Annotated in this window: 23 protein-coding genes; 19 read left to right on the forward strand and 4 right to left on the reverse strand. The window is 64.0% G+C overall.

What is annotated here, in order from left to right; translation table 11 throughout:
* The first annotated feature begins 702 nt into the window (after positions 1–702).
* From K0H49_RS15730 to K0H49_RS15810, 17 genes are all read left to right on the forward strand, one after another.
* Entirely contained in the window at positions 703–2,250 is a 1,548-nt protein-coding gene (locus K0H49_RS15730; protein WP_219214287.1) for an acetolactate synthase large subunit, read from the forward strand.
* 193 nt (positions 2,251–2,443) lie between these two features.
* Complete coding sequence (locus K0H49_RS15735) at positions 2,444–3,328, forward strand: Bug family tripartite tricarboxylate transporter substrate binding protein (protein ID WP_257624905.1); 885 nt, start codon at positions 2,444–2,446, stop codon at positions 3,326–3,328.
* Positions 3,329–3,330: 2 nt separating this feature from the next.
* Positions 3,331–4,125 carry a hydroxypyruvate isomerase family protein gene (locus K0H49_RS15740; RefSeq protein ID WP_219214291.1) on the forward strand — a complete coding sequence of 265 codons (795 nt, stop codon included), beginning with the start codon at positions 3,331–3,333 and terminating at the stop codon, positions 4,123–4,125.
* On the forward strand, positions 4,122–4,613 hold the full coding sequence (locus tag K0H49_RS15745; protein ID WP_219214293.1) for a lipocalin-like domain-containing protein: 492 nt from the start codon (positions 4,122–4,124) through the stop codon (positions 4,611–4,613). The genes K0H49_RS15740 and K0H49_RS15745 overlap by 4 nt, the downstream gene beginning before the upstream one ends.
* A 25-nt stretch (positions 4,614–4,638) precedes the next feature.
* Positions 4,639–5,391, forward strand: coding sequence for an SDR family oxidoreductase (locus K0H49_RS15750; RefSeq protein WP_257624906.1), 753 nt, complete (start codon positions 4,639–4,641; stop codon positions 5,389–5,391).
* A gap of 266 nt (positions 5,392–5,657) precedes the next feature.
* Positions 5,658–6,449 (forward strand): hydroxypyruvate isomerase family protein, encoded by a 792-nt coding sequence (locus K0H49_RS15755; protein ID WP_219214295.1) that lies wholly within the window; start codon positions 5,658–5,660, stop codon positions 6,447–6,449.
* A gap of 71 nt (positions 6,450–6,520) precedes the next feature.
* Positions 6,521–6,772 carry a hypothetical protein gene (locus tag K0H49_RS15760; protein ID WP_219214296.1) on the forward strand — a complete coding sequence of 84 codons (252 nt, stop codon included), beginning with the start codon at positions 6,521–6,523 and terminating at the stop codon, positions 6,770–6,772.
* An 11-nt stretch (positions 6,773–6,783) separates the two neighbouring features.
* On the forward strand, positions 6,784–7,677 hold the full coding sequence (locus tag K0H49_RS15765) for an AraC family transcriptional regulator (RefSeq protein ID WP_219214299.1): 894 nt from the start codon (positions 6,784–6,786) through the stop codon (positions 7,675–7,677).
* A 118-nt stretch (positions 7,678–7,795) separates the two neighbouring features.
* Positions 7,796–8,542: an SDR family oxidoreductase gene (locus tag K0H49_RS15770; RefSeq protein ID WP_219214302.1), complete on the forward strand. Its 747-nt coding sequence runs from the start codon at positions 7,796–7,798 to the stop codon at positions 8,540–8,542.
* A gap of 105 nt (positions 8,543–8,647) precedes the next feature.
* Complete coding sequence (locus K0H49_RS15775; RefSeq protein ID WP_219214304.1) at positions 8,648–9,271, forward strand: (2Fe-2S)-binding protein; 624 nt, start codon at positions 8,648–8,650, stop codon at positions 9,269–9,271.
* A 3-nt stretch (positions 9,272–9,274) separates the two neighbouring features.
* Positions 9,275–10,279 (forward strand): FAD binding domain-containing protein, encoded by a 1,005-nt coding sequence (locus K0H49_RS15780; protein WP_219214306.1) that lies wholly within the window; start codon positions 9,275–9,277, stop codon positions 10,277–10,279.
* Positions 10,276–12,558 (forward strand): xanthine dehydrogenase family protein molybdopterin-binding subunit, encoded by a 2,283-nt coding sequence (locus K0H49_RS15785; RefSeq protein WP_219214308.1) that lies wholly within the window; start codon positions 10,276–10,278, stop codon positions 12,556–12,558. The genes K0H49_RS15780 and K0H49_RS15785 overlap by 4 nt, the downstream gene beginning before the upstream one ends.
* A 49-nt stretch (positions 12,559–12,607) precedes the next feature.
* Positions 12,608–13,462, forward strand: coding sequence for a DMT family transporter (locus K0H49_RS15790; RefSeq protein ID WP_219214310.1), 855 nt, complete (start codon positions 12,608–12,610; stop codon positions 13,460–13,462).
* Positions 13,463–13,561: 99 nt separating this feature from the next.
* Positions 13,562–14,107 carry a LysE family translocator gene (locus K0H49_RS15795; RefSeq protein ID WP_219214312.1) on the forward strand — a complete coding sequence of 182 codons (546 nt, stop codon included), beginning with the start codon at positions 13,562–13,564 and terminating at the stop codon, positions 14,105–14,107.
* Positions 14,108–14,114: 7 nt separating this feature from the next.
* Positions 14,115–15,026 carry an alpha/beta fold hydrolase gene (locus tag K0H49_RS15800; protein ID WP_219214314.1) on the forward strand — a complete coding sequence of 304 codons (912 nt, stop codon included), beginning with the start codon at positions 14,115–14,117 and terminating at the stop codon, positions 15,024–15,026.
* Positions 15,023–16,102 carry an ankyrin repeat domain-containing protein gene (locus K0H49_RS30980; RefSeq protein WP_219214316.1) on the forward strand — a complete coding sequence of 360 codons (1,080 nt, stop codon included), beginning with the start codon at positions 15,023–15,025 and terminating at the stop codon, positions 16,100–16,102. Before K0H49_RS15800 ends, K0H49_RS30980 begins: the two co-directional genes overlap by 4 nt.
* On the forward strand, positions 16,099–17,241 hold the full coding sequence (locus tag K0H49_RS15810; protein WP_219214319.1) for an epoxide hydrolase family protein: 1,143 nt from the start codon (positions 16,099–16,101) through the stop codon (positions 17,239–17,241). The genes K0H49_RS30980 and K0H49_RS15810 overlap by 4 nt, the downstream gene beginning before the upstream one ends.
* A gap of 32 nt (positions 17,242–17,273) precedes the next feature.
* Here K0H49_RS15810 and K0H49_RS15815 read toward each other — a convergent pair whose 3' ends face one another.
* Positions 17,274–18,248 carry a tripartite tricarboxylate transporter substrate-binding protein gene (locus K0H49_RS15815; RefSeq protein ID WP_219214320.1) on the reverse strand — a complete coding sequence of 325 codons (975 nt, stop codon included), beginning with the start codon at positions 18,246–18,248 and terminating at the stop codon, positions 17,274–17,276.
* A gap of 14 nt (positions 18,249–18,262) precedes the next feature.
* Entirely contained in the window at positions 18,263–18,958 is a 696-nt protein-coding gene (locus K0H49_RS15820) for a DJ-1/PfpI family protein (protein WP_219214322.1), read from the reverse strand.
* A 76-nt stretch (positions 18,959–19,034) separates the two neighbouring features.
* On the opposite strand from K0H49_RS15820, the gene K0H49_RS15825 reads away from it, so the two are divergent.
* Positions 19,035–19,901, forward strand: a complete 867-nt coding sequence (locus tag K0H49_RS15825; protein ID WP_257624908.1) for a GlxA family transcriptional regulator — start codon at positions 19,035–19,037, stop codon at positions 19,899–19,901.
* Positions 19,902–19,913: 12 nt separating this feature from the next.
* Here K0H49_RS15825 and K0H49_RS15830 read toward each other — a convergent pair whose 3' ends face one another.
* On the reverse strand, positions 19,914–20,897 hold the full coding sequence (locus K0H49_RS15830; protein WP_219214325.1) for a zinc-binding dehydrogenase: 984 nt from the start codon (positions 20,895–20,897) through the stop codon (positions 19,914–19,916).
* A gap of 122 nt (positions 20,898–21,019) precedes the next feature.
* Complete coding sequence (locus tag K0H49_RS15835; protein WP_219214328.1) at positions 21,020–21,922, reverse strand: LysR family transcriptional regulator; 903 nt, start codon at positions 21,920–21,922, stop codon at positions 21,020–21,022.
* A gap of 133 nt (positions 21,923–22,055) precedes the next feature.
* Here K0H49_RS15835 and K0H49_RS15840 point away from each other — a divergent pair, with 133 nt between their 5' ends.
* On the forward strand, positions 22,056–22,793 hold the full coding sequence (locus K0H49_RS15840; protein ID WP_374122366.1) for an SDR family NAD(P)-dependent oxidoreductase: 738 nt from the start codon (positions 22,056–22,058) through the stop codon (positions 22,791–22,793).
* The last annotated feature ends 186 nt before the right edge of the window (positions 22,794–22,979 follow it).

Here is a 22,979-nt window from a genome sequence, read left to right on the forward strand (position 1 = left end):
ATGTCGGCGAAGTAAGTACAACATCTGAACTGCGATCCGCGCATGTTCTTCCGCATCGTAGAGAGCGGCGGCGTCCGGAAAGGTCTATAGGGCCATATTGGGTTGACCGCGCCAGCCTGGCACCTGTACCGTGACGGACACATCCAGAATGATCACGAAATTCGTGAGGACGTCCCGGAGCGCTCCAGCTCGTTCGAGTCAAGCGGTCGAAATGGAAGGAAGCGGCATGCAGCCGTTGCCCAGGCCAGCTATGGCTGCGGGATGGATTGCGGAAGCGGTGTGGCCGGGTTGTCAGCAGAAGATAGCGCTGCATCTGCCTGGCCAAGGTGTGGCACCCAGCACCATGCCTGCATCTCGGGCAGTGGCGCAATTCGGGTCAGTGGCCATGTCAGGCACGTGTCAATCGCGTTTGCGGGGTCGGGCGGAGGTATCGAGCTTGTTCTCCTCAAGCACTCAAGTCCTGTTGTTCGGGTCCTGGTGCAGCAGATCGATGCTCAGACTGCTCGATCGAAGCATCTACTTAGCTCGCCATCACCCTATTCTTTCAGCCGTGATCGCAGATCGCGTTCTGCAGACCATCCCTAGAGAGGAGAGGCTCGGGAGATCACTGATCACAGAATCTTATGAATCACGAGAATAACTGTATTGGACGCATTCGACTAACGTCTTCCTAATGCGACCAACGCATCAAGGAGACAAAAGTTGAACGGCGCGAAAACTTTGGTCAGCACGCTGCTGGCATCTGGTGTGGATACCTGCTTCGCAAATCCCGGAACCAGCGAAATGCACTTCGTTGCGGCACTTGACGAGATCCCGGGGATGAAGTGTGTCCTCGGTTTGCAGGAAAACGTTGTCACCGGTATGGCGGATGGCTATTTCCGGATCGCACGAAAACCTGCCTGCACGTTGCTCCACTGCGGTCCGGGCTTTGCGAACGGTATGGCCAACCTGCACAACGCACGCCGCGCTCGCAGCGGTATCGTGAACATCGTTGGTGACCAGGCGACCTTTCATCGCCCCTTTGATCCACCGCTGACATCCGACACGACCGGCATGGCGCAGACGGTCTCGGCTTGGGTGCGGACCAGCGCCCGCGCGTCGGATCTCGGCAGGGATGCTGTGGAAGCAGTGAGTGCAGCGCGTACTTTTCCCGGACAGATCGCCACGCTGATTCTGCCGGCGGACGTCTCGTGGGGAGAAGGCGGTGTGGTAGGCACGCCCACAGTTCCGGGTCAACCGCCGCCCATCGACAGCGGAGCGGTCGATGGCGCCGCAAAGATGCTGCGTGACCGTCGCGATGTCTTGATTCTGCTCGCCGGGCATGGCGTACTGGCCGAAGCGCAGCATTTCGCATGGCGCATCGCCCGCGCGACAGGCGCGAAGCTGATGGCCGACTTCGTCAATCCCCATCTCGCGCGCGGCCGAGGTCGGCTGCAGATCGAGCGGGTGCCGTACACCAGGGCGGAGGCGATCGAAGCGATCGGCAAATTCAGACACGTGATCCTGGTCAATGCGCGGCCACCGGTTGCCTTTTTCGCATACCCCGACGTGCCTTCGATCCATTACGAATCCGATACACAGTTTCACGTGCTCTCGAGGCCCGACCAAGATCCGGTCGAGGCCCTGCGCGCGCTGGCCACGCTGCTCGATGCTCCCGACGCGGAGATCCCCGATGCAGGTCCGCGGCCCGAGCCCGCGAGCGGTGTACCTTCGCCTGAAGGCTTGGCGCAGACGCTGGGTGCCCTGATGCCGGAGAACGCCATCGTCTCGGAAGAGAGCGTCACCTACGGAAAGCACTTCTATCGGTTCACGCATGGTGCGCCCGCCCACGACTGGCTGCACCTGGCCGGTGGTGCCATTGGTGACGGGATGCCTGTCGCGACGGGCGCAGCGATCGCCGCTCGCAAGCAGCGTCGTGTGATCAACCTCCAAGCCGACGGCTCGGCCATGTACTCCTTGCAATCCCTGTGGACCCAGGCCCGAGAGCAACTGCCGGTGACGACCATCCTCCTCAACAACGGCCGCTACGACATCCTCCTTGGCGAATACAAGAAGGTCGGCGCGGGCGCGACGCCAGGCGAGAACGCGATGAGCATGCTGGATCTCGGAAATCCTTCCCTCGACTGGGTCCGGTTGGCCGAGGGAATGGGCGTTGAAGCGTGCCGGGCGACCACGCTGGAACAGTGTGCCGACCTCATGCGCCGCAGCTTCTCGAAGAGCGGCCCGTTTCTCATCGAGCTGATGGTGTGACGGCTATCAGAGTAGAGAGCCCGCCATGTCCATCACACGCAACGACCTTGGGACCTTCATGACCGAAACATACTCACGCACTTTGCCCGGTCCACCGATTCGACGGCGCGGTCTGTTGGCAGCGGGCCTCGGGTTGGCCGCCGCGAGCGTAAGCGCGCGCACGGGCGCCCAGCCCCAGGCCTTGACGCGACCCATGACGATGATCCTGCCGTTCGGTCCTGGCGGTTCCGTCGACGTCCTCGCGCGGGCGCTGGGTGTCGCCATGGCGGAGGAACTGAACGTGCCGGTCGTCATGGACAACCGGCCGGGCGCCTCCGGTGCCATCGGCGCGGCGGCAGCAGCACGCGCCGCGGCGGACGGTACGACACTCTTCTTCGGCTCCTCTTCCACCCAGTCGGTATTGCCGAACGTCCGGGCGAAGCTGCCGTTCGATCCGGTGTCCGACTTCACGCCCATCTCGCTGGTCGCCGAAGTCGAGAACGCGCTGGTGGTGAACCCTGCCGTTCCGGCCCAGTCGCTCGGTGAATTGGTGGCCTACGCCAAAGCGAACCCCGGCAAGCTGTCCTATGGGTCTTTCGGAACCGGCAGCATCACGCATCTGGCCGCGGAGCTCTTCAAGATGGCCGCGGGTGTAGACATCGTTCATGTGCCGTACAAGACCGCGACCGATCTCGACGTGGCTTTGATGGGAGGCCAGTTGCACTGCGCCTTCGTCACGCTCGCATCGTCCATGCCACACATCAAATCTGGGCGACTGCGCCCGCTGGCGGTCAGCAGCAGTCAAAGGTCGCCGTTCCTGCCGCAGGTGCCGACCACCGCCGAGGCCGGCTATCCAGCGGTGATCGCCGTCTCGTGGGGCGCGTTGTATGCGCCGCGTCGGATGGACCCGGCCCTGGTGACCCGGCTCAACGCAGTGGTGCGCAAGGCCCTCGAACAGCCACAGGTCAAGGAACGGTTCCACGCGGTGAATGCACGGCCCCTGCCGAGTTCGCCGCAGGAGCTGGCCGCCTACCAGGCACGCGACCACGCGCGCTGGGCGAATGTCGTCAAGACAGCCCGGATCGAGGTGGAGGGCTGACCATGCTCAGACTCGACCCCAATCTCCGATGGCTCTACACCGAGCTGCCGATGGTGGACCGTGCCGCCGCGGCGGCGGCGGATGGCTTCAAAGGTGTCGAAGTCGCTTTCCCGTACGACGTGGCCGCGTCGGACTACCGCGCAGAACTCGACAGGTCGGGCCTCGCGCTCGTCCAGATCCTCTCTCCGATGAATTGGGAGGGCGGGGAGCGGGGCCTGGCAGCGGTGCCCGGGCGGGAGGACGACTTCATGGCCACGATCGAAACCGCGGTGGACTATGCCGTGAACTGCGGCCGCCCGTTGATCCACGCCGCGCTCGGAAATCCGGCGGCGCACGATGTGCATGCGACTTGCCTCGACACGGCCAGGGAGAATCTTCGCGCTGCCGCAGACCTCGCCGCACAGCACGATCTCACCATCATCATCGAGGCCTGCTGCAAAGCCAGGCTTCCCGAGTTTCTGCTGCACTCCAACGCAGAGACGGTCGCGTTGATCGAGTCCATCGGACGCGACAACGTCAAGCTCTGCTTCGACACCTTTCACGTCGCGATGGAGAAACAGGACCTGCTCGAGGAACTCGACAGGGTGTGGCCGCACATCGGCCATGTCCAGATCGGCAATGCGCCGGGCCGGCACGAGCCCGGGGAAGGCACGCTCGACCTGCCCAATTTTCTCGAGGCGCTCGATCGGCGCGGCTGGGATGGCTGGGTCGGGCTCGAGTATGTGCCGAGCAGAAACACATCCGATTCACTCCACTGGGCGCGGTCTCTCGGCTTGCTTCCGAAGGGCATTCCATGAACGAAGTCCAGCAATTGATCGGTACCTGGCGCCTTGACTCGTTCCGTATCCACTACGACGACGGAGAGCTCGTCTTTCCGATGGGTTCGGATGCCGAAGGGCTGATCGTCTACACCCCGGCCGGCTTCATGTCAGGTGTGCTGATGCAGCGGGGCAGACCTCGATTCTCTGCGGTGCGCAGCTCCGTTGCGGAGACGGGAATTGGCTCGACCGAAGAGATCATCGCCGCCTTCAACGGGTATTTTTCGTACTTTTGTCGCTTCAATGCGGACCCGGTCCAGCGCAAGGTCACGCATTCTGTGATCGCTTGCCACCTGCCGGATTGGGAAGGCCGCACGCTCGAACGCTTCTGGTGCTTCGAAGACGGCGCAGATCGCCAGCGACTGACGCTGTCGTCGGCACCGCTCATGATCAACGGACGACAGGCGAAGAATGAATTGAAGTTCTTTCGCGAGTCGGATACCTTCAATGTCGACAACCATGCCTAGACGCCTCGCGCAAGCACCCCACACCATGGAAGAGATGAACCCAGCATCGGGCGAGCGGATCGCCTGGGTTACGGGCGCGGGCACGGGAATCGGCAAAGCCGCTGCCTTGGCCCTTGCCAGTGCAGGCTATACGGTCGCACTGGCGGGTCGACGGATCGAGCCGCTGCAGGCGGTCGCGCAACGCATCGAATTTGCTGGAGGCAAGGCCCACGTCTTCGCCCTGGATGTCACGGATGCCCCTGCCGTCGCCGGGACGGTCGAGGACATCGAGCGCCGGATCGGCGAGATCCATGTGCTGGTGAACAGCGCAGGGATGAACGTCACGGAAAGATCATGGTCGCAAGTCAGCGTCGAAAGCTGGAGCCGGCTCGTCGATGTGAACTTGACCGGGACCTTCCTCTGCATCCATGCCGTGCTGCCCTTGATGCGCTCGCGGCGGCGAGGGGTCGTCATCAATATCGCATCCTGGGCCGGCCGCCATGCCTCGTCACTCGTGGGTCCCGGATACAACGCCACCAAGCACGCCGTGGTGGCACTGACGCATTCGTTCAACATGGAAGAGGGCCGCAACGGCTTGCGGGCCTGTGTGCTGATGCCGGGGGAGACCGACACGCCGATCCTCGACATGCGGCCCGTTCCCGTTCCGGCGGATGAACGAGCGCGCATGCTGCAGGAAGAGGACCTCGGTCGGACCATTGCGTTCGTCGCCGACATGCCCGAGCGCGTATGCGTCAACGAGATACTGATCAGCCCGACGCACAACCGTGTGTTCGGGTGAGCAGGACGAGGAGTATCTCGAGCCGTTGAACGGACATTCGGTTGTGTGGGCTGGCGCCACCATCGTGACGAGGCCGAGTTTCGACCTGATCGAATTGCTGTAACGTCCGCGCTCCAGCCCACGCATCCTCGTTTCGCTATGCCTCCTATCGCCGCCCTGCCGGTAACGAATCCCGAGCCGGAGGCTTGCGCGCGAAGAGGGGGTGCGCTGGCGAGCTGTCATCCAAAGAGTGGATTGATCTTGCGAAGTTTCGGAGAGGACGCATCATGATCAGGCTTGATGCAAACCTGAAATGGCTGTTCAACGAAGTACCGTTCATGGACCGCTTCGCTGCTGCTGCGCGAGCCGGTTTTTCGGGCGTCGAGTTCAGCCTTCCGTACATCTATCCGAAGCACGCCATCAGGCAACAGCTCGACGCGCACGGCCTGAGGTACTGCTATCTCGTATCGCCCTCCGGTGATTGGGAGGCTGGCGAGCGCGGCATCGCCTGCGTACCCGGTCGCGAACGCGAGTTTCAAGACGGCTTCGACCTGGCCCTGGATTACGCGCATGCCTTCGATTGCGATCTCGTTCACACCACGATTGGCCTTGTGCCGGCGGATGGCGAGCCCTTGCAATGCCGCGAAGTGCTGATGGAGAACCTGGAACGCGCAGCACGGCGCGCTCGCGCGAGTGGCGTCCGGATCGCGATCGAGCCCTTGTGTCGTCAGAGCTATCCGAGGGCTTTGGTCAAACGCACTGCCGAGGCAGCCGCGATCATCGCTGAACTCGGGCATGCGAACGTCGGCATCGTCTATGACTTTCACCATGCGCAGAGGGAGGAGGGCGATCTGATCGAGACGATCCGGCGTCACCTGAGCCGCATCCTGCATTTCCAGATCGCCAATGCGCCTGGGAGAACCGAGCCAGGAGTGGGCGAGGTGAACTTTCCATTCCTTCTAGACCGCATTGATGCGTTGGGTTACACGGGTTGGATTGGATGCGAGTACACACCCTCCGTGTCGACGCTGTCGAGCCTGGGTTGGGCGAAGCCGTATGGCATTCGCGTCAACGACTGAGGCGCGCTCGGCCATAATGCGGCCTGTCTCGCATCCCGCGACGATTCGATCTTGCATAGGTTCGAGGTCTGATGATCAGCATCTTCGCCGACAAGTGTCCCGTTGCGCTCAGCGCGACCATCGCACCGGAGTTCGGAACGGGCGCGTTCCTGCGGATCAGCGACACACTGCGCGGGGACGATATCGACCGACGTGAAGGCGTCCGGTTCGGCATCCATCTCGGGTCGGCAGCTCGCAAGGATGAGGTATCGAAGTGGCGCGGCATGGTGGTCGGGCAAGCCCGCACCGGAGTCGTTCAGGCCCTGTGCGGGCTCGGCGGTTGAAAGCGTCCGGCATGCAATTTCTGGTTGGCGCCAATCCCGATGCCGAGCCGCAGTCGATCAGTGGGTTGCTCAACGTTGAAGATTCGTCTCTCGTCGCGCTTCCTGACATCGGTGCTGTCCAACGGATCGTCGTGAGCCCGGGTGAGACCGGGGAGATCACGAGGCTCGATCATCACGTGACATTGCATCGCGCCGGCGCGCCTCTGTTGCATTCTTGGCACGAGCGCAAGGCCCTCGCGCCAACGACGATGCGCAAGGGCCTCGTGCACGTGAGGCCGGCGCACGCCGCACACCGGTCGGCCTGGGACGCCCGCTGCGCGCTCACGATCATCGCCTTGTCGACAGGCTTCGTTGCGCAGTGCGCAGCGGACCTGTTCAAGCGCGATCTGGCCCAGGCATCGGTGGCTCTGAACATCGGTGGCCTCGATCCGTTTCTCTGGCAACTCGGCGAACGACTCGACGAGCTGGCACAGCGCCCGGACCCGCCGTGGGTCTTCATGGACGAGGTCGCCTCGACGATGGCCATGCACCTGCTGCTCAAAGCCGGAGAACGTCCCGATGCCCACGCTGCACGGGCCTTGACGCAGCACACGGTCAGAAAGATTTCCGAGCATGTGGATGCCCATCTGGCCTGTGAGCTGCGTCTGTCGGATCTGGCCGCGCTTTGCGACATGAGCCCCTTTCACTTCTCCCGCCAATTCAAGCGTGAGACTGGATTCAGCCCGGGCCGGTTCATTCGGATGCGGCGCATGAAGGAGGCCAGCAGGCTGTTGGTCGGCACCGGCCTGGGCATCGAGGACATCACCGCAGCGGTTGGCTATCAGGATCCGAGCGCGTTCCGGCGCGCATTCATTCAGGAGCACGGGATGACGCCGTCGCGATTCCGACGCGGCCGTTTCAGTTAGACCCGCAGGATCCGCATTTTTCGCAAGAACCAACCTGTGCATCCACTCCACCTCTTCCTACGATCGTCTCCATCAGTCTGTGTCGACTGCAAGCGATGCGAAAGGAAAAGGAACTGTGATGGAACTCAAGGGAAAAGTCGCGTTGGTTTCCGGCGCCTCGAGCGGCATTGGTGCCGCGACTGCGCGCAAGCTGGCGGCCCACGGCGTGAAAGTGGGTGCTGCAGCCCGCCGTCTCGACCGTCTCGAGCAAGTCGTTGCAGAGATCCACGCCGCAGGTGGAGAGGCCGTGGCGATCGCGATGGACGTCACCGACGCTGCGCAAGTTGCTGCCGGGGCGAAGAAACTGTTCGACGCCTACGGCGCGATCGACATCGCATTCAACAATGCGGGCCTGATGCCCATTTCGAACGTCGAGAGTTTGAAGACGAACGAATGGCATCGCATGATGGATGTCAACGTCAAGGGTTTGCTGAACACGACGGCGGAAGTCATTCCCTACATGAAGAGGCAGGGTGGTGGACACATTGTCAACACGTCGTCCATCGCGGGTCGCAAGGTGTTTCCGGGCATGTCGGTCTACTGCGCCAGCAAGCACGCAGTGACCGCGTTCTCCGAGGGGCTGCGGCTCGATGTCGCGGCCAAGTACAACATCCGCGTCACCTGTATCCAGCCGGGCGCGGTTGAATCCGAGTTGTTCGAACACATCTCAGACAAGAAATACCGCGAGCAGATGGAGCAACTGAAGAACGAGATGACCTTCCTCAAGGCCGAGGACATCGCCGACACGGTCTTGTTCGCGCTGATGGCGCCGCAGCGCGTCAACGTCGCCGAGATCTTCGTATTGCCGACCACACAACCCTGGTGAATCAGCAGGATCCGCATCTTTAGCAAGAACGCCCCTGTTAAGTCGCCAGGGCTCTGACTAGGATCGTTCGTCGCAGCCTGCGACGACGAATGGAGCGCAACCCGTATGAAGATGACGCCGAAAAAGGGTGAGGGCGGGGCGGTGACCCGCCGAGGCTTGTTTGGCTTGACAGCCAGCATGGGAAGTGCCGCCTTGCTGCCTGCGTGCGCGCTGCCCGAACCCGGCGCGGCGGGCCAGGCCATGCAGCCGGACGCGGGATCCGTCGCGGTGCATCTGCGGATCAACGGCCAAGCGCATGCCTTGGAAATCGCGCCGATGGTGACCTTGGCCGACGCCTTGCGTGAGCGGCTCGGGCTCACCGGAACCAAGATCGGCTGCAACCACGGGCAATGCGGCGCCTGCACCGTGCACGTGGACGGGCGGCGAGTGCTGGCCTGCCTGACCCTCGCGGCCGTCTGCGAAGGCAAGGCGATCACAACGATCGAAGGCGTTGCGTCGGCAGACGGAAGCCTGCATCCCATGCAGCAGGCTTTCATCGACCACGATGCCTTTCAATGCGGCTACTGCACGCCGGGCCAGATCATGTCGGCGATTGCACTCGTGAAGGAAGGTCGCCTGGGGTCGGACGACGAAGTCAAGGAGTACATGAGCGGCAACCTGTGCCGCTGTGCTGCCTATCCGAAAATCGTTGCCGCCGTGACCGATGGCGCGCGCCTGATGAGGCCCTGAGCCATGACGCCCTTTTCGATCCGCAACGCTTCCAGCCCGCAGGGTGCCGTCGATGCACTGTCCGCCCACGACAACGCGCGATACCTTGCCGGTGGCACGACGCTCATCGATCTGATGAAGCTCGGCGTCGAGAAGCCGACCACGCTTGTCTACGTCGACGACATGCCCGGCCTCGGCGCCATCGAAGTGGTGCGTGATGGCAGCCTCCGCATCGGTGCACTGGCGCGGATGAGCCAGGTCGCGGACGATCCCCGCGTCAAAGCCGGCTGGCCGATGGTGTCGCAGGCGCTGTGGAAGGCCGCATCGGCTCAGTTGCGCAACATGGCGTCGATCGGCGGCAACCTGCTGCAGCGCACGCGATGCCCGTATTTCCGCGACACCGCTTTCGCGCATTGCAACAAGCGCGTGCCGGGTTCAGGCTGCGACGCGATGGACGGTCACAACCGTGAAAACGCCTTGCTCGGCACGTCTTCGAACTGCATCGCCCTCCATCCGTCCGACCTGTGCGTGGCGCTCACCGCACTTGACGCACGCGTAGAAACCTTGTCGCGCGACGGTCCGCGCGTGCTCCCCTTCGACGCCCTTCATCTCCTGCCCGGCGACCGTCCCCATGTCGAGAACGCCTTAAGGCCGGGCGAGCTCGTCACCGCTGTCGTCGTTCCCGGCAGCGCGGCCGCAAGACGCTCGCTCTACTTGAAAGTGCGAGACCGCCAGTCTTACCAGTTCGCCTTGACGTCTGTCGCGGCCGGGCTCGACCTAGAACCCGATGGCTCGGTTCGCGACGTGCGGCTGGGCTTGGGAGGCGTCGCCACCAAACCCTGGCGGGCACTGGCCGCCGAAAAATTTCTTGTCGGTCACCGGATCGACGAGGCGACGGCATTCGAGGCGGGACGGCGCGCGATGGAGGGCGCCGTTGCACGCAAGGGAAACGCCTTCAAGGTGGAGCTCATGCATCGGACCGTGGTCGATGCCTTGCTGCAGCTTGCCCGCGCGGAGTCGATTTCATGAGCGCGCCATTGAACTTGATGGGGAGTCCGTTGCCACGTGTGGATGGGCTGGCGAAGGTCACAGGTCGTGCGCGCTACGCTGCGGAGCACACTTATTCGAACATGGCGCACGCTCGCCTGGTCACCGCGGCGATTGGGCGCGGACGCGTGACAGGCATCGATTCAGCAGCGGCCGAGGCCGCCGGGGCCAGGCTCGTGCTTTCGCATCTGAACGCCGACCGACTGGCGCCGGTCAAGGCCGCCTATCCCGTGGGCCAGGCGCAGACCCGATACCTGCCGTTGCAATCCGACGAAGTGCGCTATGCAGGGCAGGCTGTCGCGCTCGTCGTCGCAGACACTCCGGAGGCGGCCGACCTCGCCGCGTCGCTCGTTGGCGTGACCTATGCTGCTGAAGCGCCGCAGACGGATCTCGTCGAGCATCTTGGTCGAGCGCGAAAGGCAGAAGGCGGCAAGGACATCGAGAAGGGTGACGCCGATGCTGCTTTCGATGCGGCCGACATCAGGATCGACGCGGTCTACACAACCGCGACCGAGCACCACAACGCGATCGAGCTCTATTCCACGATCGCCGAGTGGATAGACGGCCGGCTGGTCGTCCATGAACCGAGTCAATGGTTGAGCGGCTTGCGCGCCTATCTTGCAGAGCGTTTCGGAATCGATCAAGACCAGGTGCGCATCATCTCTCCGTTTGTCGGTGGAGGTTTCGGCAGCAAGGCGCTGTCCATGCCCCACAGTGCCTTCACGGCGATGGCGGCCCGACGACTCGGCCGGCCGGTGAAGCTCGTGGTGTCGCGCCCGCAGATGTTCACCGTGGGTGCATACCGTCCGCCGTCGGTCAGTCGCGTGCGGCTCGGCGCATCCAAGGAGGGCCTCCTGCGCTCCTATATGCACGACTACACCACGTCGTCGTCCCGCTCCGACCTGAGCGGGGTTCCAGGCGTCGAGTCGCCGGCGGTCATCTACGCGTGTCCCGCGATCCGCGGCCGCGACCGTTTCGTGGACCTCGATGCGAACCATCCGGGGCCGATGCGCGCGCCGGCCGAGATGCCCAGCGTCTTCGCGCTCGAAAGCGCGATGGACGAATTGGCCCATTTGGTCGGCATCGACCCGGTCGAATTGCGTCTGAAGAACGATGCCGGCGAGCGCGATCCCGTGTCGGGGCTACCGTTCTCGAGTCGCTCGCTCGCCGCGTGCTGGCGTCGGGGCGCAGAGTTGTTCGGTTGGTCCCGCAGACCGATCGCACCTCGTTCTCTGCGAGATGGAGACTGGCTGGTCGGCTGGGGTTGCGCAGCATCGCTTTACCCGGTTTATGTTGGTCCTTCATCGGTCCGCATACGCCTCTCGGGGAAAGGGCGAGTGCTTGTGCAGCTTGCCGGTCAGGACCTCGGGACCGGCCTCTACACGGTCGTCGCCGGTGCGGCCGCGGAGACGCTTGGTGTACCGATCGAACACGTGCGCGTCGAGATGGGCGACAGCGATCTTCCGTTCGGCTCTATGGCAGCCGGCTCACGCAGCACGGCCAGCGTGATGCCTGCCGTGCTGCGGGCGGCAGAGCGCGTGCGCGAGCGCTTGTTCGCTGCGGCAACGCAACCCGACGGGCGGCTCGCAGGGCTGCAAGTCGAACGCCTCGTCATCCGCGAGGGGCGGGTGGTGTCCGCGACAACCGAGAACGTTCTTTCGGAATCGATCGAGGATATTCTCAAGCGCGTCCCGCGGGCGGCCATTGACGAGACCGGCGACTTTGTCCCGGCGGGCCTAGCGACCGATAAATTGGCGGGAATCTACGGTGGTGGCGAAGGCGCCATGGGCCCGCTCGTCGCGAAGCACTGGGCCATGTATTCGTTCGGTGCGCAGTTCGTCGAAGTGAGGGTACATCGCCTCACCGGCACGCTGAGAGTGCCCCGCGCCGTCGGGGTCTTCGGGGCGGGACGCATCGCCAACGTGCGCACTGCACACAGTCAGCTTATGGGCGGAATGATCTGGGGCCTTTCCTCAGGATTGCTCGAAGCGACGCATGTCGATCACCGCTACGGGCGCTACGTCAACGCCAACTTGGCTGAGTACCCGATCCCCGTGTCCGCCGATATAGGCTCGGTCCAGGTTGAAATGCTGCCGGAAGAGGACCGCGGCCGCGACGTCAATCCCTCAGGCATGAAGGGTGTCGGAGAACTAGGTGTCGTCGGCACCGGTGCTGCCGTCGCGAACGCTGTCTTCCACGCGACCGGGCGGCGTGTACGGCACCTGCCGATCACCATAGAGGACGTGCTGGATGGTCTCTGACGGTAAGGCCGACGCAGTTGACAACAGAACCGCAGGGCGTCGTCGCGCGATGGTCCCACTGACGCTGGCCTTCATCTATGTCGGAACGGGCACGACCTTTCTGGCGATGAAGCTGGTGTCGCATGAACTCTCGCCGGTGGCCTTGACGGTCGTCAGGCTGCTGGTCGCGGCCCTGATCCTGGCGCCGATCACGGTCTGGCGCCTGCGCACGCGCGGTGCCTGGCCCACCGCGCCGCAGCTGCGTGGGGCGGCCTTGACGGGCGTGCTGCTGTTCGCCATAGGGCAGGTTGGCATCGCCGTTGGGGTCGCGAGCATGTCCGCCGGTGTTGGTGCGGTGATCACTTCCGCGACGCCGCTGTTCATTGCGATTCTGTCGACCGTTTTCCTGCGGGAGCCGCTGCCGGCGCGACAGCTTCTGGGCGTGCTGCTGGGTTTTGGCGGCATCGCGGCCCTGACGATGACGGCACCCGACGGAGAGATCGTGCTCGCCGGCGTCGCGGCGCTGCTGGTGGCGGCCTTCGCGTGGGCGATCGGTTCGCTCTACGGTCGAAGTGCGGCTATGCCGTCCGACGCTGTCGTCACGCTCAATGTCCAACTGCTCGTCGGGGCGCTGGTGGCGTCGCCGCTGATGGCTCTGGACGGTCATGGCGCCGCCGGGCTCCTGCAGTTGTCCGGGACAGCCTGGGCCGGCATGGCCTACCTGGTGGCCATGGCGATCGCCGCCTTCATGGCCTTCAACTGGCTCAACCTGAACGTGTCGAGCACGATCGCGAACACCTTCAACTATGTCACGCCGGTCATCGCCATGGGGCTCGGGGCGGCGTTCCTGGGCGAGACGGTCACGGCCGCGAAGCTGGCATCCGCTGCGGTCGCGCTCGTGGGCGTCGTGCTGATCCTCAAGTGACGGACGAGTCGTTTTCCAATGGACTACGCTTGCTCGCTGGGCCTTCTCTCTGTGGTCTACCTCGCGGTTCTGGCGAGCCCGGGACCGAACTTTCTAATCTTGAGCGACCTCGCGCTGAGCGGGCGTCAGCGCGAAGCGCGGTGGGTCGTGCTCGGCCTCACCGCGGGCTCGATCTTCTGGGTGATCATTGCGCTCACCGGCGTATCGGCGCTGCTGGATCGCCACCCTTGGCTGAGCAGTTCGATGCGGTGGGCCGGCTCGGCCTATTTGATCGGGTATGGGATCAAGCTGATCCGTGCAAGCCGGCGGCCCCGGATGCGCGAGACGCCGAGGCCCGCCGGCGATCCATCGGTGCGCCGGGGCGCGTTCCGCAGCGGCATCGTGACGAGCGTCACCAACCCCAAGGGCGCGGCCTTCTGGACCAGCGCGTTCGCGACCTTGATGCCGCCCGATGCACCGAACGGGTTCCTGCTGGCAACGACCGTGCTCGTCGGCATCCTTTCACTCGCATGGCACCTTGGCATCGTGCGCGTTTTCGGAACGCGAAGACTGAGGGCGGGCTACGTGCGGATCGAACCCCTTGTCGATCGAGTCGCAGGGAGCGCACTGGTGCTTCTGGGTTTTCAGCGAATCTTCAGCAGGTGACACGACCATGATTTCTCCCGCCCCGGTCCAGCCCCCCGATACCGCCGCCGCAGCGACACAACAGACTCGCCATCGTTTCGAGCAGGTGGGCGATGTGAAAGTGTTCTACCGCGAAGCAGGTGACCCCCGTGCGCCCGCCGTACTCCTGCTGCACGGCTTCGCGGCGTCCTCGTTCATGTACCGCCATCTGATCCCGACGCTCTCGGACCGGTATCACGTGATCGCGCCCGACCTGCCAGGCTTCGGCTTCACGGAGGCGGCGAAGCGTGGCGACTACGCCTACACCTTCGACCAACTTGCCGAGACCATCGACCAGTTCACCGTACAGCTCGGGCTCGAGCGCTATGCCATGCAGGTGTTCGACTACGGTGCCCCCGTAGGGTGGCGCCTCGCACTGGCCCATCCTTCACGCATCACGGCCATCGTCTCGCAGAACGGAAACGCCTACGAGGAGGGGCTGGGTCCCGGGTGGGCTCCCATTCAAAAATACTGGGCAGAGCCATCGCAGGCGAATCGCGATGCACTGCATGAATTTCCGACGGCGACCTCCGTCGAGTGGCAGTACCTGGAAGGCGTCGTCGACAGGGACCGGGTGGCCCCGGATGCCATCGCCCTCGAAGGCTGGCTGGTGTCTCGACCCGGCAATGCGGACATCCAGCTGGACCTGCTCCTGGACTACGCAACCAACGTCGCGAAGTATCCAGAGTTTCAGGCCTACTTTCGAGAACACCGGCCCCCGCTGCTGGCCGTCTGGGGCCGGAACGACCCGTTTTTCCTGCCTGCGGGCGCGCAGGCCTGGAAGCGCGACATCCCCGATGCGGACGTGCGTTTCTACGATACGGGCCATTTGGCCCTCGAGACACACGGTGTCGAGATCGGAGCGGTGATCCGCGCTTTTCTCGAGGAGAACGTGAAGTGAGCGATCAGCCCGTGGATTGCAACCGTCGGCCGGCCGGGAGGCTTCACGCCGCGATCAGGGAAGGCGACCTCCCCAGCGTTTGCGAGCTTCTCCGCCTGGGTGTGGACGCGAATCGGCGCGATACCGATGGATTCACGCCGCTCATGCTTGCCTGCGCCCTGGGGCAGCCGTACATGGCGGAGATGCTGTTGGTCGCGCACGCGGACGTTCTTGCGATAGACCCTCGCATGGGGGCGACTGCGCTGCACAAGGCCGCGCAGACGGGCAATGTCGATGTCATCGCCGCGCTCCTGAATCATGGGGCGTTCATTGATCAGCAATCCCCCGTCCTTGGAAACACGGCACTGATGGATGCAGTGCTTCACAAGCATCGAAGCGCCGTTCAATGTCTTCTGGATCGCGGCGCGCGGACGACGATCAGGAATCACTGGCAGCAATCGGCGCTCGACCTCGCGCGAGTCGATCGGCTCGAAGCGATCGCGCGCCTGATCGAAGCGAGGATCGCGGCCGACGCCGAACGCGTCGGCGCCATGTCCTTGGTTTCGGCCACGAAGGCAGGCGATCTTGCGGAAGTCGAGCGTCTCATCGCGGCCGGTGCGGTGGTCGACGAGCAGGTGCCGGTGGTGGGAGGGCCCGACGACAACTACACTGCCCTGGGTATCGCGGCGCGTGAAGGGCAGCGCGCGATCGCCCGCGCTCTTCTCGGTGCAGGCGCCGACCCATCGCGGATGATCGGTCTGATGAAGGGCACGGCGCTGCATGAAGCCGCATATTTCGGGCATGCCGAGCTGGTTCAGGAGCTCGTCGCCGTGCGGGAGCGCTCCGGCGCATCGATACCTGAAATCGATGCGCAAGGACCTTACAACGGCTTGTCCGCGCTCCATGACGCGGTCTGGCACGGACATCTGGAGGCCGCGAGGGTGTTGGTCGGCGCGGGCGCTCGTCTCGACCTCAGGACGAATGCGGGGCTGACGCCCCGCGAACTGGCGCGCCTCTACGGCTACGACGAGATTGTCGAGTTTCTTGCCGGGATCGAGCCACGGCTTCTTGCTTCAGAATCAGGTGACTATCAATGATCGAAACCATTCGCTCGTGTCCTTTCGCCTTCCCGGATGCAGCGCTCGCTGATTTACGAGAGCGCCTGGCGCGCACGCGTTGGCCGGACAAGGAGACGGTGGACGACGCGAGCCAGGGGGTGCCGCTGGCAAGAATCCAAGCACTCGCTGCGTACTGGCGCGAAGGATACGACTGGCGCGCCGGCGAAGCCCGATTGAACGCGTTCGATCCGTCGATGACGTGCATCGACGGGTTGGACATCCACTTCCTGCACGCACGTTCACCGGAGCGGAACGCGACCCCGCTGCTCATTACGCATGGCTGGTCGGGATCCCCCTTTGAATTCGCCAAGGCCATGCCGCTCCTCGCCGACCCGCGCGCGCACGGAGGCGGACCCGACGATGCCTTCCACGTCGTCGTACCTTCGATGCCGGGTTTCGGTCTCTCGGGCAAGCCGAAGCAGCCTGGGTGGACCCCGGCGCGCATCGCAGGTGCCTGGGTCGAGCTCATGCGCAGGCTTGGCTACAACCGCTTCGTGGCTCAAGGCGGAGACTGGGGCTACGCGATCACCAATGCGTTGGGCGCGATCGGCGCGCCTACGGTCGAGGCCGTGCACTTCAACATGTTTCCGGTCTTTGAAACGATGGAGGCCGCGGACGAGCAGGAGGAGCGCGGCCTTCAGCGGCTGCGCGACTTTCAGGAGAACAAGTCGGGCTACCAGATCGAACAGATTCAAAGCCCGCAGACGATCGGCTATGCGCTGACCGATTCGCCCGTGGGCCAGGCGGCGTGGTTCTACGAGTTGTTCGAACGCTGGACCGATCACGAAGGTGATCCGGAGCAGGCGTTGAGCCGGGACGACATGCTGGACGCCATCACGCTGTACTGGCTGACGGAGACCGCAGCCTCGTCGGCGCGCATCTATTGGGAAAGCATGCGCACCTTCGAAGAGCAACGCATCGACATACCGGTCGGCTTCAGCCAGTTTCCCCGAGACCTTCATCTGGCGAGCCAGCGCTGGGTGCAGCAACGCTATCCCACCCTGGTCCATTACGGGCAGCCGCCGAGAGGGGGGCATTGGCCAGCGTGGGAGCAACATGAACTCTTCGTCGAAGAACTTCGTTCGAGCTTTCGGAAGTCCCGTCGTGCGAAGTCATGAAGCGGACAGAGCGCACCCTCGTCGATCAACGTTCAATCCGCGTATTGGCCGGCCGCCTTGATCGGTCCGGCCCAGCGTCGTAGCTCGTCGCGCAGGTGCTTGCGATGCCCGTCCCGCGTCAGCCTTTCGTCGGTCACGACTTTCAACCCGGCGTCGGTCTGCTGCTTGCCAAAAGAGTCGCTGTTCGCGATCGTCACCAGTGCGGAATTGAGTCGCTCGACAACCGGCGTCGGGGTTGCCCGGGGCGCATACAGGCCGTACCAGATGGTGAGGGGCGCCTGCGCAAGGCCCATCTTTTCCATGGAAGGGACGGCTTGCAGCGGGGTACCTTCGATAGGCTCGCGCACGGTCACCGCGATCGGAAGCACTTTGCGCGCCTGGATCTGCGGCATCGCGTTGGACGTCAGGTCGCACATCAGGTCGACGTGACCGCTCATCAGGTCGATCATCGCCGGGCCGGTGCCCTTGTATGGGACGGTCGTCAGGCGCAGTTTCAAGGATGATTGCAGCAACAGCCCACACAGATGAGACGCTGAACCGATGCCTGCGTTGGCAAAAGTGACTCGCGATTGCCGTGCCATCCATCGCAGCAGCTCGTCACCTCCTGGAATCTCGGGTCTGGAGATGAGGACCAAGGGAGATTCCGCCATCACGCCCAAGGGCTCGAAGTCGGTTTCCGGCGCGAAATCGAGCTTGCGAAAGAGCGCCGGTGCCGTCGCCATGTGCACATGGTCCAGCAGCAGGGTATAGCCGTCGGGCGCGGCGCGCTTGACAGCGGCCACCCCGATGTTTCCGCCCGCGCCGCCCTGGTTTTGAACGATCACGGGTTGACCCAGAAGAGCGCTGGTCTGCGCCGCGATCTGGCGCGCGAGCCTGTCCATCGGCCCGCCCGCCGCGTAGGGCACGACGATCGTGACCGGCTTGTCGGGAAAGGTCGCATGGGCGCTGCCGATGTAAAGCGTCGGTGCCAAGGCCAACGTCCACAGGAGTTGAAGAATGCGCTTCATCTGATGTGCCCGCTTCAGCTTCTTCCTGCGGCGGCACCGCCCATCGCGGACACGGCCTGCGTCACTGCCTGGCTGCGCAAGGCGAAGCGTTCGCGTGTCGCCTTGAGGCAACGCTCGACGATGTGTTCGGGCGACGTGCGCGGCGTGCCGCCCTCGAAAGGCGGCTCGGGGTCATACTCGATCTGCAATTGAATCTGTCGGGCAGCGTCTTCGTCCAGGATGAGCGACACCGCCTTCAGCGCCATGTCGATCCCCGAGGTCACTCCGCCAGAGGTGAAGAGGTTACCGTCGATGCAGATGCGCGATTCGTCAGGAATCGCACCGAACGCGGGTAGAAACTCCAGGGCCTGCCAGTGGCAAGCGGCGCGCTTGCCACGGAGCAATCCCGCCGCGCCCAGCAGCAGAGAACCGGTGCATACGCCCATGACGAATTGCGCGCCGGCCGCCTGCCGGGCCGTGAACTCGACCCACGCGGGATCGACAAGCGCATCGTCGGTACCAGGACCGCCCGGAACGACCAGGATGTCGCAGGGCAACGACGTAGCGAAGGTCGCGGTTGGCAACAGGGTCAGGCCCCTGTCGGAGTGGACCGGGTCCATGCTCGGCGAAACGAAGTCGATCTTGAAGCCCGGCGCTCGGGCCAACACTTCGAAAGGACCAGTGAGGTCGAGTTGTGTGAGTGCCGGAAACAGTAGAAAGTTGACTTGCATGATGAGACTCCTTGAAACCCAAAATTTAGAGGCCGGGCAGGGTCGAGGTGTGCCAATCGCGGGGGACATTGCGCCAATGCGCGTGGCGTTTCTGGTGTTCCCGCACTTCCAGCCCATCGACCTGAGCGGTCCGTGGCAGGCATTCACCACAGCGAACGAAGAGCTCGGACATGTGGCGTACGAACTCTCGACCTTCGGCCCGCAAGCCACGGCGTCCACGAGCGACGGAGGGTTGCGCGTCGTCGTCGGCCATACCTTGGAGGAGTCGCTCGCATCGCGGCCGCACACACTCATAGTGCCTGGAGGCGAGGGCGTGCACGCTGCCGCGGAAGATCCGGCGTTGCTGGAAATCCTGCGCGCGCTAGACCGCGTCACGCAGCGGACTTGCAGTGTGTGCACTGGCGCCTTCCTGCTGGCGGCGTGCGGGCTGCTGAATGGGCACCAGGTCACGACGCACTGGCGTACCGCCGAGAGATTGCGCCAGCGCTATCCGCAGCTCGACGTGGTGGACGAGCGGATCTTCAACACGAGCGACAAGTACTGGACCACCGCCGGCGTCACTGCGAGCATCGATCTGGCACTGGCCCTCATCGAGCGCGATCACGGCGTCATCCTGGCGCAGCGCGTGGCCCGGCGTCTCGTCGTCCATCTTCGCCGGAGCGGGGACCAGCGGCAGTACAGCCAGACACTGCGGCTGCAAGACCGGGCAGGTGCGCCCTTCGGCAAGCTGATCGACAAGATCGAGGCGCGCCCGTTGCTGCGCTGGACGGTGGACGACATGGCGATGGAATGCGACATGTCGCGCCGCACGTTCCAGCGAAAGTTCAAGCAGAGCTTCGGAATGGGCCCGATCGACGTGCTGAGGATCGTGCGAAGCGAGCGAGAGCTGATCCTGTCCAGCGCCGGGCGGCTCACCAAGAAAGAAGTCGACCATGAGCGGTGACCGCCGCACGGCTCAAAGTTCGAGCACGACCTTGCCGAACTGCTGGCGCGCGCGCATCCGCTCGTGCGCCTCGCGCACGTCCGCCAGGGCAAACACGCGGTCGAGTGGCATCGTGAATGTTCGGGCGGAAAACAGGGGTTCGACATCGGCCCGCATGCGAGCGATCAGCAGCGCGAAGTCGTCGATCGTCCGGGTCCGGAACGTGACACCGACGAGAGACAGGCGCTTGAGCGACAGCAAGTCCATGTCGATGTCGCCCCGCAGCCCACCCATCCTTCCCACGCTGACGATGCGGGCGCCGATCGCGGCACAGGCCATGTTGTCCGGCAAAGCGGGCGCACCCAGGTGGTCGATGACCACATCCGCGCCATGGCCCGAGGTGATCCCTTCGACGTCGGCGCCGACGTCTGGCCCGCCCAACAGCGCATGGTCGAGGCCGAGCGCTTCAAGTCGTACGCGCTTCTCAGGCGATGACGTGGTGCCGATCACTTCGCGCGCGCCGAGCAGTCGCGCCATCTGAATGGCGGCGATGCCGATGGCCGAACTCGCCACTTGCACCAGCACATTGTCTCCGCGTTCAAATCGGCCGTTCGTCACAAGGGCGTCGTGAGCCGTCATCATCGCCGCCGGCAGGCATGCCGCCTCCACGAAGCTCATGCCCACTGGCATCGGAATGAGAAGCCGCTCGTCGAGGGACACACGCTCTGCCTGGGCGCCGGCGCACATCGCCATGACGCGGTCACCGGTCTTGAACGACCGAGCGTCCGGGCCACATTCAAGCACCTCTCCCGCCATCTCCATGCCCGCGACGCCTGGGTCGACCGTGCTGGGGACGGCGCGGAAATGGCCGGTCTTGAGACTGAGGTCGGCGCGGTTCATTCCCGCCGCGCGCACCTGCACAAGGACTTGGCGGCCTGTCACCGCCGGATCATCGATCTCTCTGAGTTGCGGTTGGGCCAGCGGCTGGCCATCCTGCGCGATAAGGACTGCTCTCATTTTCAAGTCTCCAATGACAGAGGCCGGATTTGAAAGCGCAGTGCCGCGCAAGTCCAATACTGTTCATCGCCTGATCGATAAGAGCATTCCATCGATCCCACGGGTCGCGATCGCCAGATGTCTCAGGTGTTTCGCGCAAAGGTGGAAGCGATGGCCACGAGGCTCGACAGCCCCGGTGATGGATTGCCGTCCACCCAGGCGATGGACAATTCCGCTTGCGGCTCCGGCGTGTAGAAGTGGCGGATGACGACACCGGGCACGTGGATGAGTTCGGCCCGCGACTGCGGGAGTATGGTCAAGCCGACGCCGGCCGAAACGGCTCGGAGCATGTGCTCCTCGTCCGCTTCTCTGAGCACGATGCGAGGCTGCTGCTCCCCCCAGATCTGCTCGAACATCGATCGATAAAAGCCAGGGGCACGCTTCGACGACCCGGTGACCAGGGGCTCGTCGAACAACGCCTCCTTGCGAATTCTCCGACGCCGCGCGAGGGGGTGGTCGCGTGGCAGACCGATCACCAAAGGCTCGGTATCGATCAGGATGGTGCGCAGGCGCCTGTGTGCGTGTGTTTCGAGGTCGAGCGGTGAGCGGATGAAGGCCGCCTCAAGCTGACCTTCCAGCAATTGCTCGATGCTCCGCGCCGTGGGCTGCGAATTGATTTCCAGCCGCAGCTCAGGCTCCGCGGCACGGAGCGAGTCGACGATGGCGCTGGAAACCCCTCCCGAAGCCGACCGTGAATAGCTGAGCCGCAGCCGCGCGGTGCGCCCCAACTTGAAGGCCCGCATGCGCTCTTCGAGAAGCGATGCCTGCAGGAGAAGTCGCTTCGCTTCTTCCAGCAACACGCGCCCGCCTTCGGTGAGCTCGACGCTTCGGCTGGACCTCACGAAGAGCTCGATGCCAAGCATCGACTCCATTTGCTTGATGTTCTGCGTCAGACCCGGCTGTGCGATATGCAGGCGCGTCGCTGCTCTGCCGAAGTGAAGCTCCTCGGTGAGAGTGACGAAGTATTTGAGTCGACGGAGATCCATTGATCAGATAAACATATCGGTCAACAGAATAACAGTATTGGACGAGCCTGAGGTGAGGGGTTTCAATGCCAGCCGGAGACAAAACAAGACGAGACGAAAGAAATGACTTCATTCGAACCAAGACACATGGCCAGTGCAACGTTTCATCCGTCGCGGCATGCGTGAGATTCTGATCACAGGCGGAACGAGTGGCATCGGGCTGGCGATCGCACGCGCCTTTCTGGCCGCTGGGGATCATGTCGTCGCCACGGCCGTGTCGCAGACAGAGATCGATCGTCTGGCGTCCTCCGACACAGACGACTCTTTCACCTGCGCCGTACTGGACGTCACGGACGAGAGCGCCGTAGAGCGGTTTGCTGCCCGGTTCCCGGCACTTGACGTGCTGGTCAACTGTGCAGGCGTCGCGCAGCCCTGGCCGACCGAACACGCGCCCGAAGGATTCAGGCGCACGGTCGATGTCAATCTGCACGGCACCATGCGCATGTGCTTTGCGTTTGCCGACGCGCTGATGGCGCGCAGCGGCTGCGTTGTCAATATGGCGTCCATGCTCAGCCAGTTCGGGAGTGCCACCACACCCGGTTACGCGGCCAGCAAAGGCGGGGTGGTGCAGCTCACGCGCTCGCTGGCTGTGGCGTGGTCAGTGCGCGGCATCCGCGTCAACGCGGTGGCGCCCGGCTGGGTCGCCACGCCTCTCACTGCGCCATTGCGTGAGGACGCTGCCCGTGTTGCTGCCATCCTGGCGCGTACCCCGATGGCGCGCTGGGGCGAGCCCGCAGATCTGGCAGGGCCGGTGCTGTTCCTTGCATCCGCATCCGCCGCTTTCATCACTGGCGCCGTGCTGACTGTCGATGGCGGTTACAGCGTCGCATGAGGTGGCGCGCCGACGAAATGCCCTGGGTGACATTGCAGCTCGCGTCCGCATGGCGGGCAGGCGATGCACCGCGCCATTGCCGCAGGGTCCCGGACGCACACAGCGCGATCTGAAGCAAAGGCCTTCGGCACGTGGTCCGCATGGAAGAAGCCCCCAAAACTTCTCGCCACCCTTCAAGCGTCGCCA

The organism is Variovorax boronicumulans, from assembly GCF_019352895.1.
GTDB lineage: Bacteria > Pseudomonadota > Gammaproteobacteria > Burkholderiales > Burkholderiaceae_C > Variovorax > Variovorax boronicumulans_A.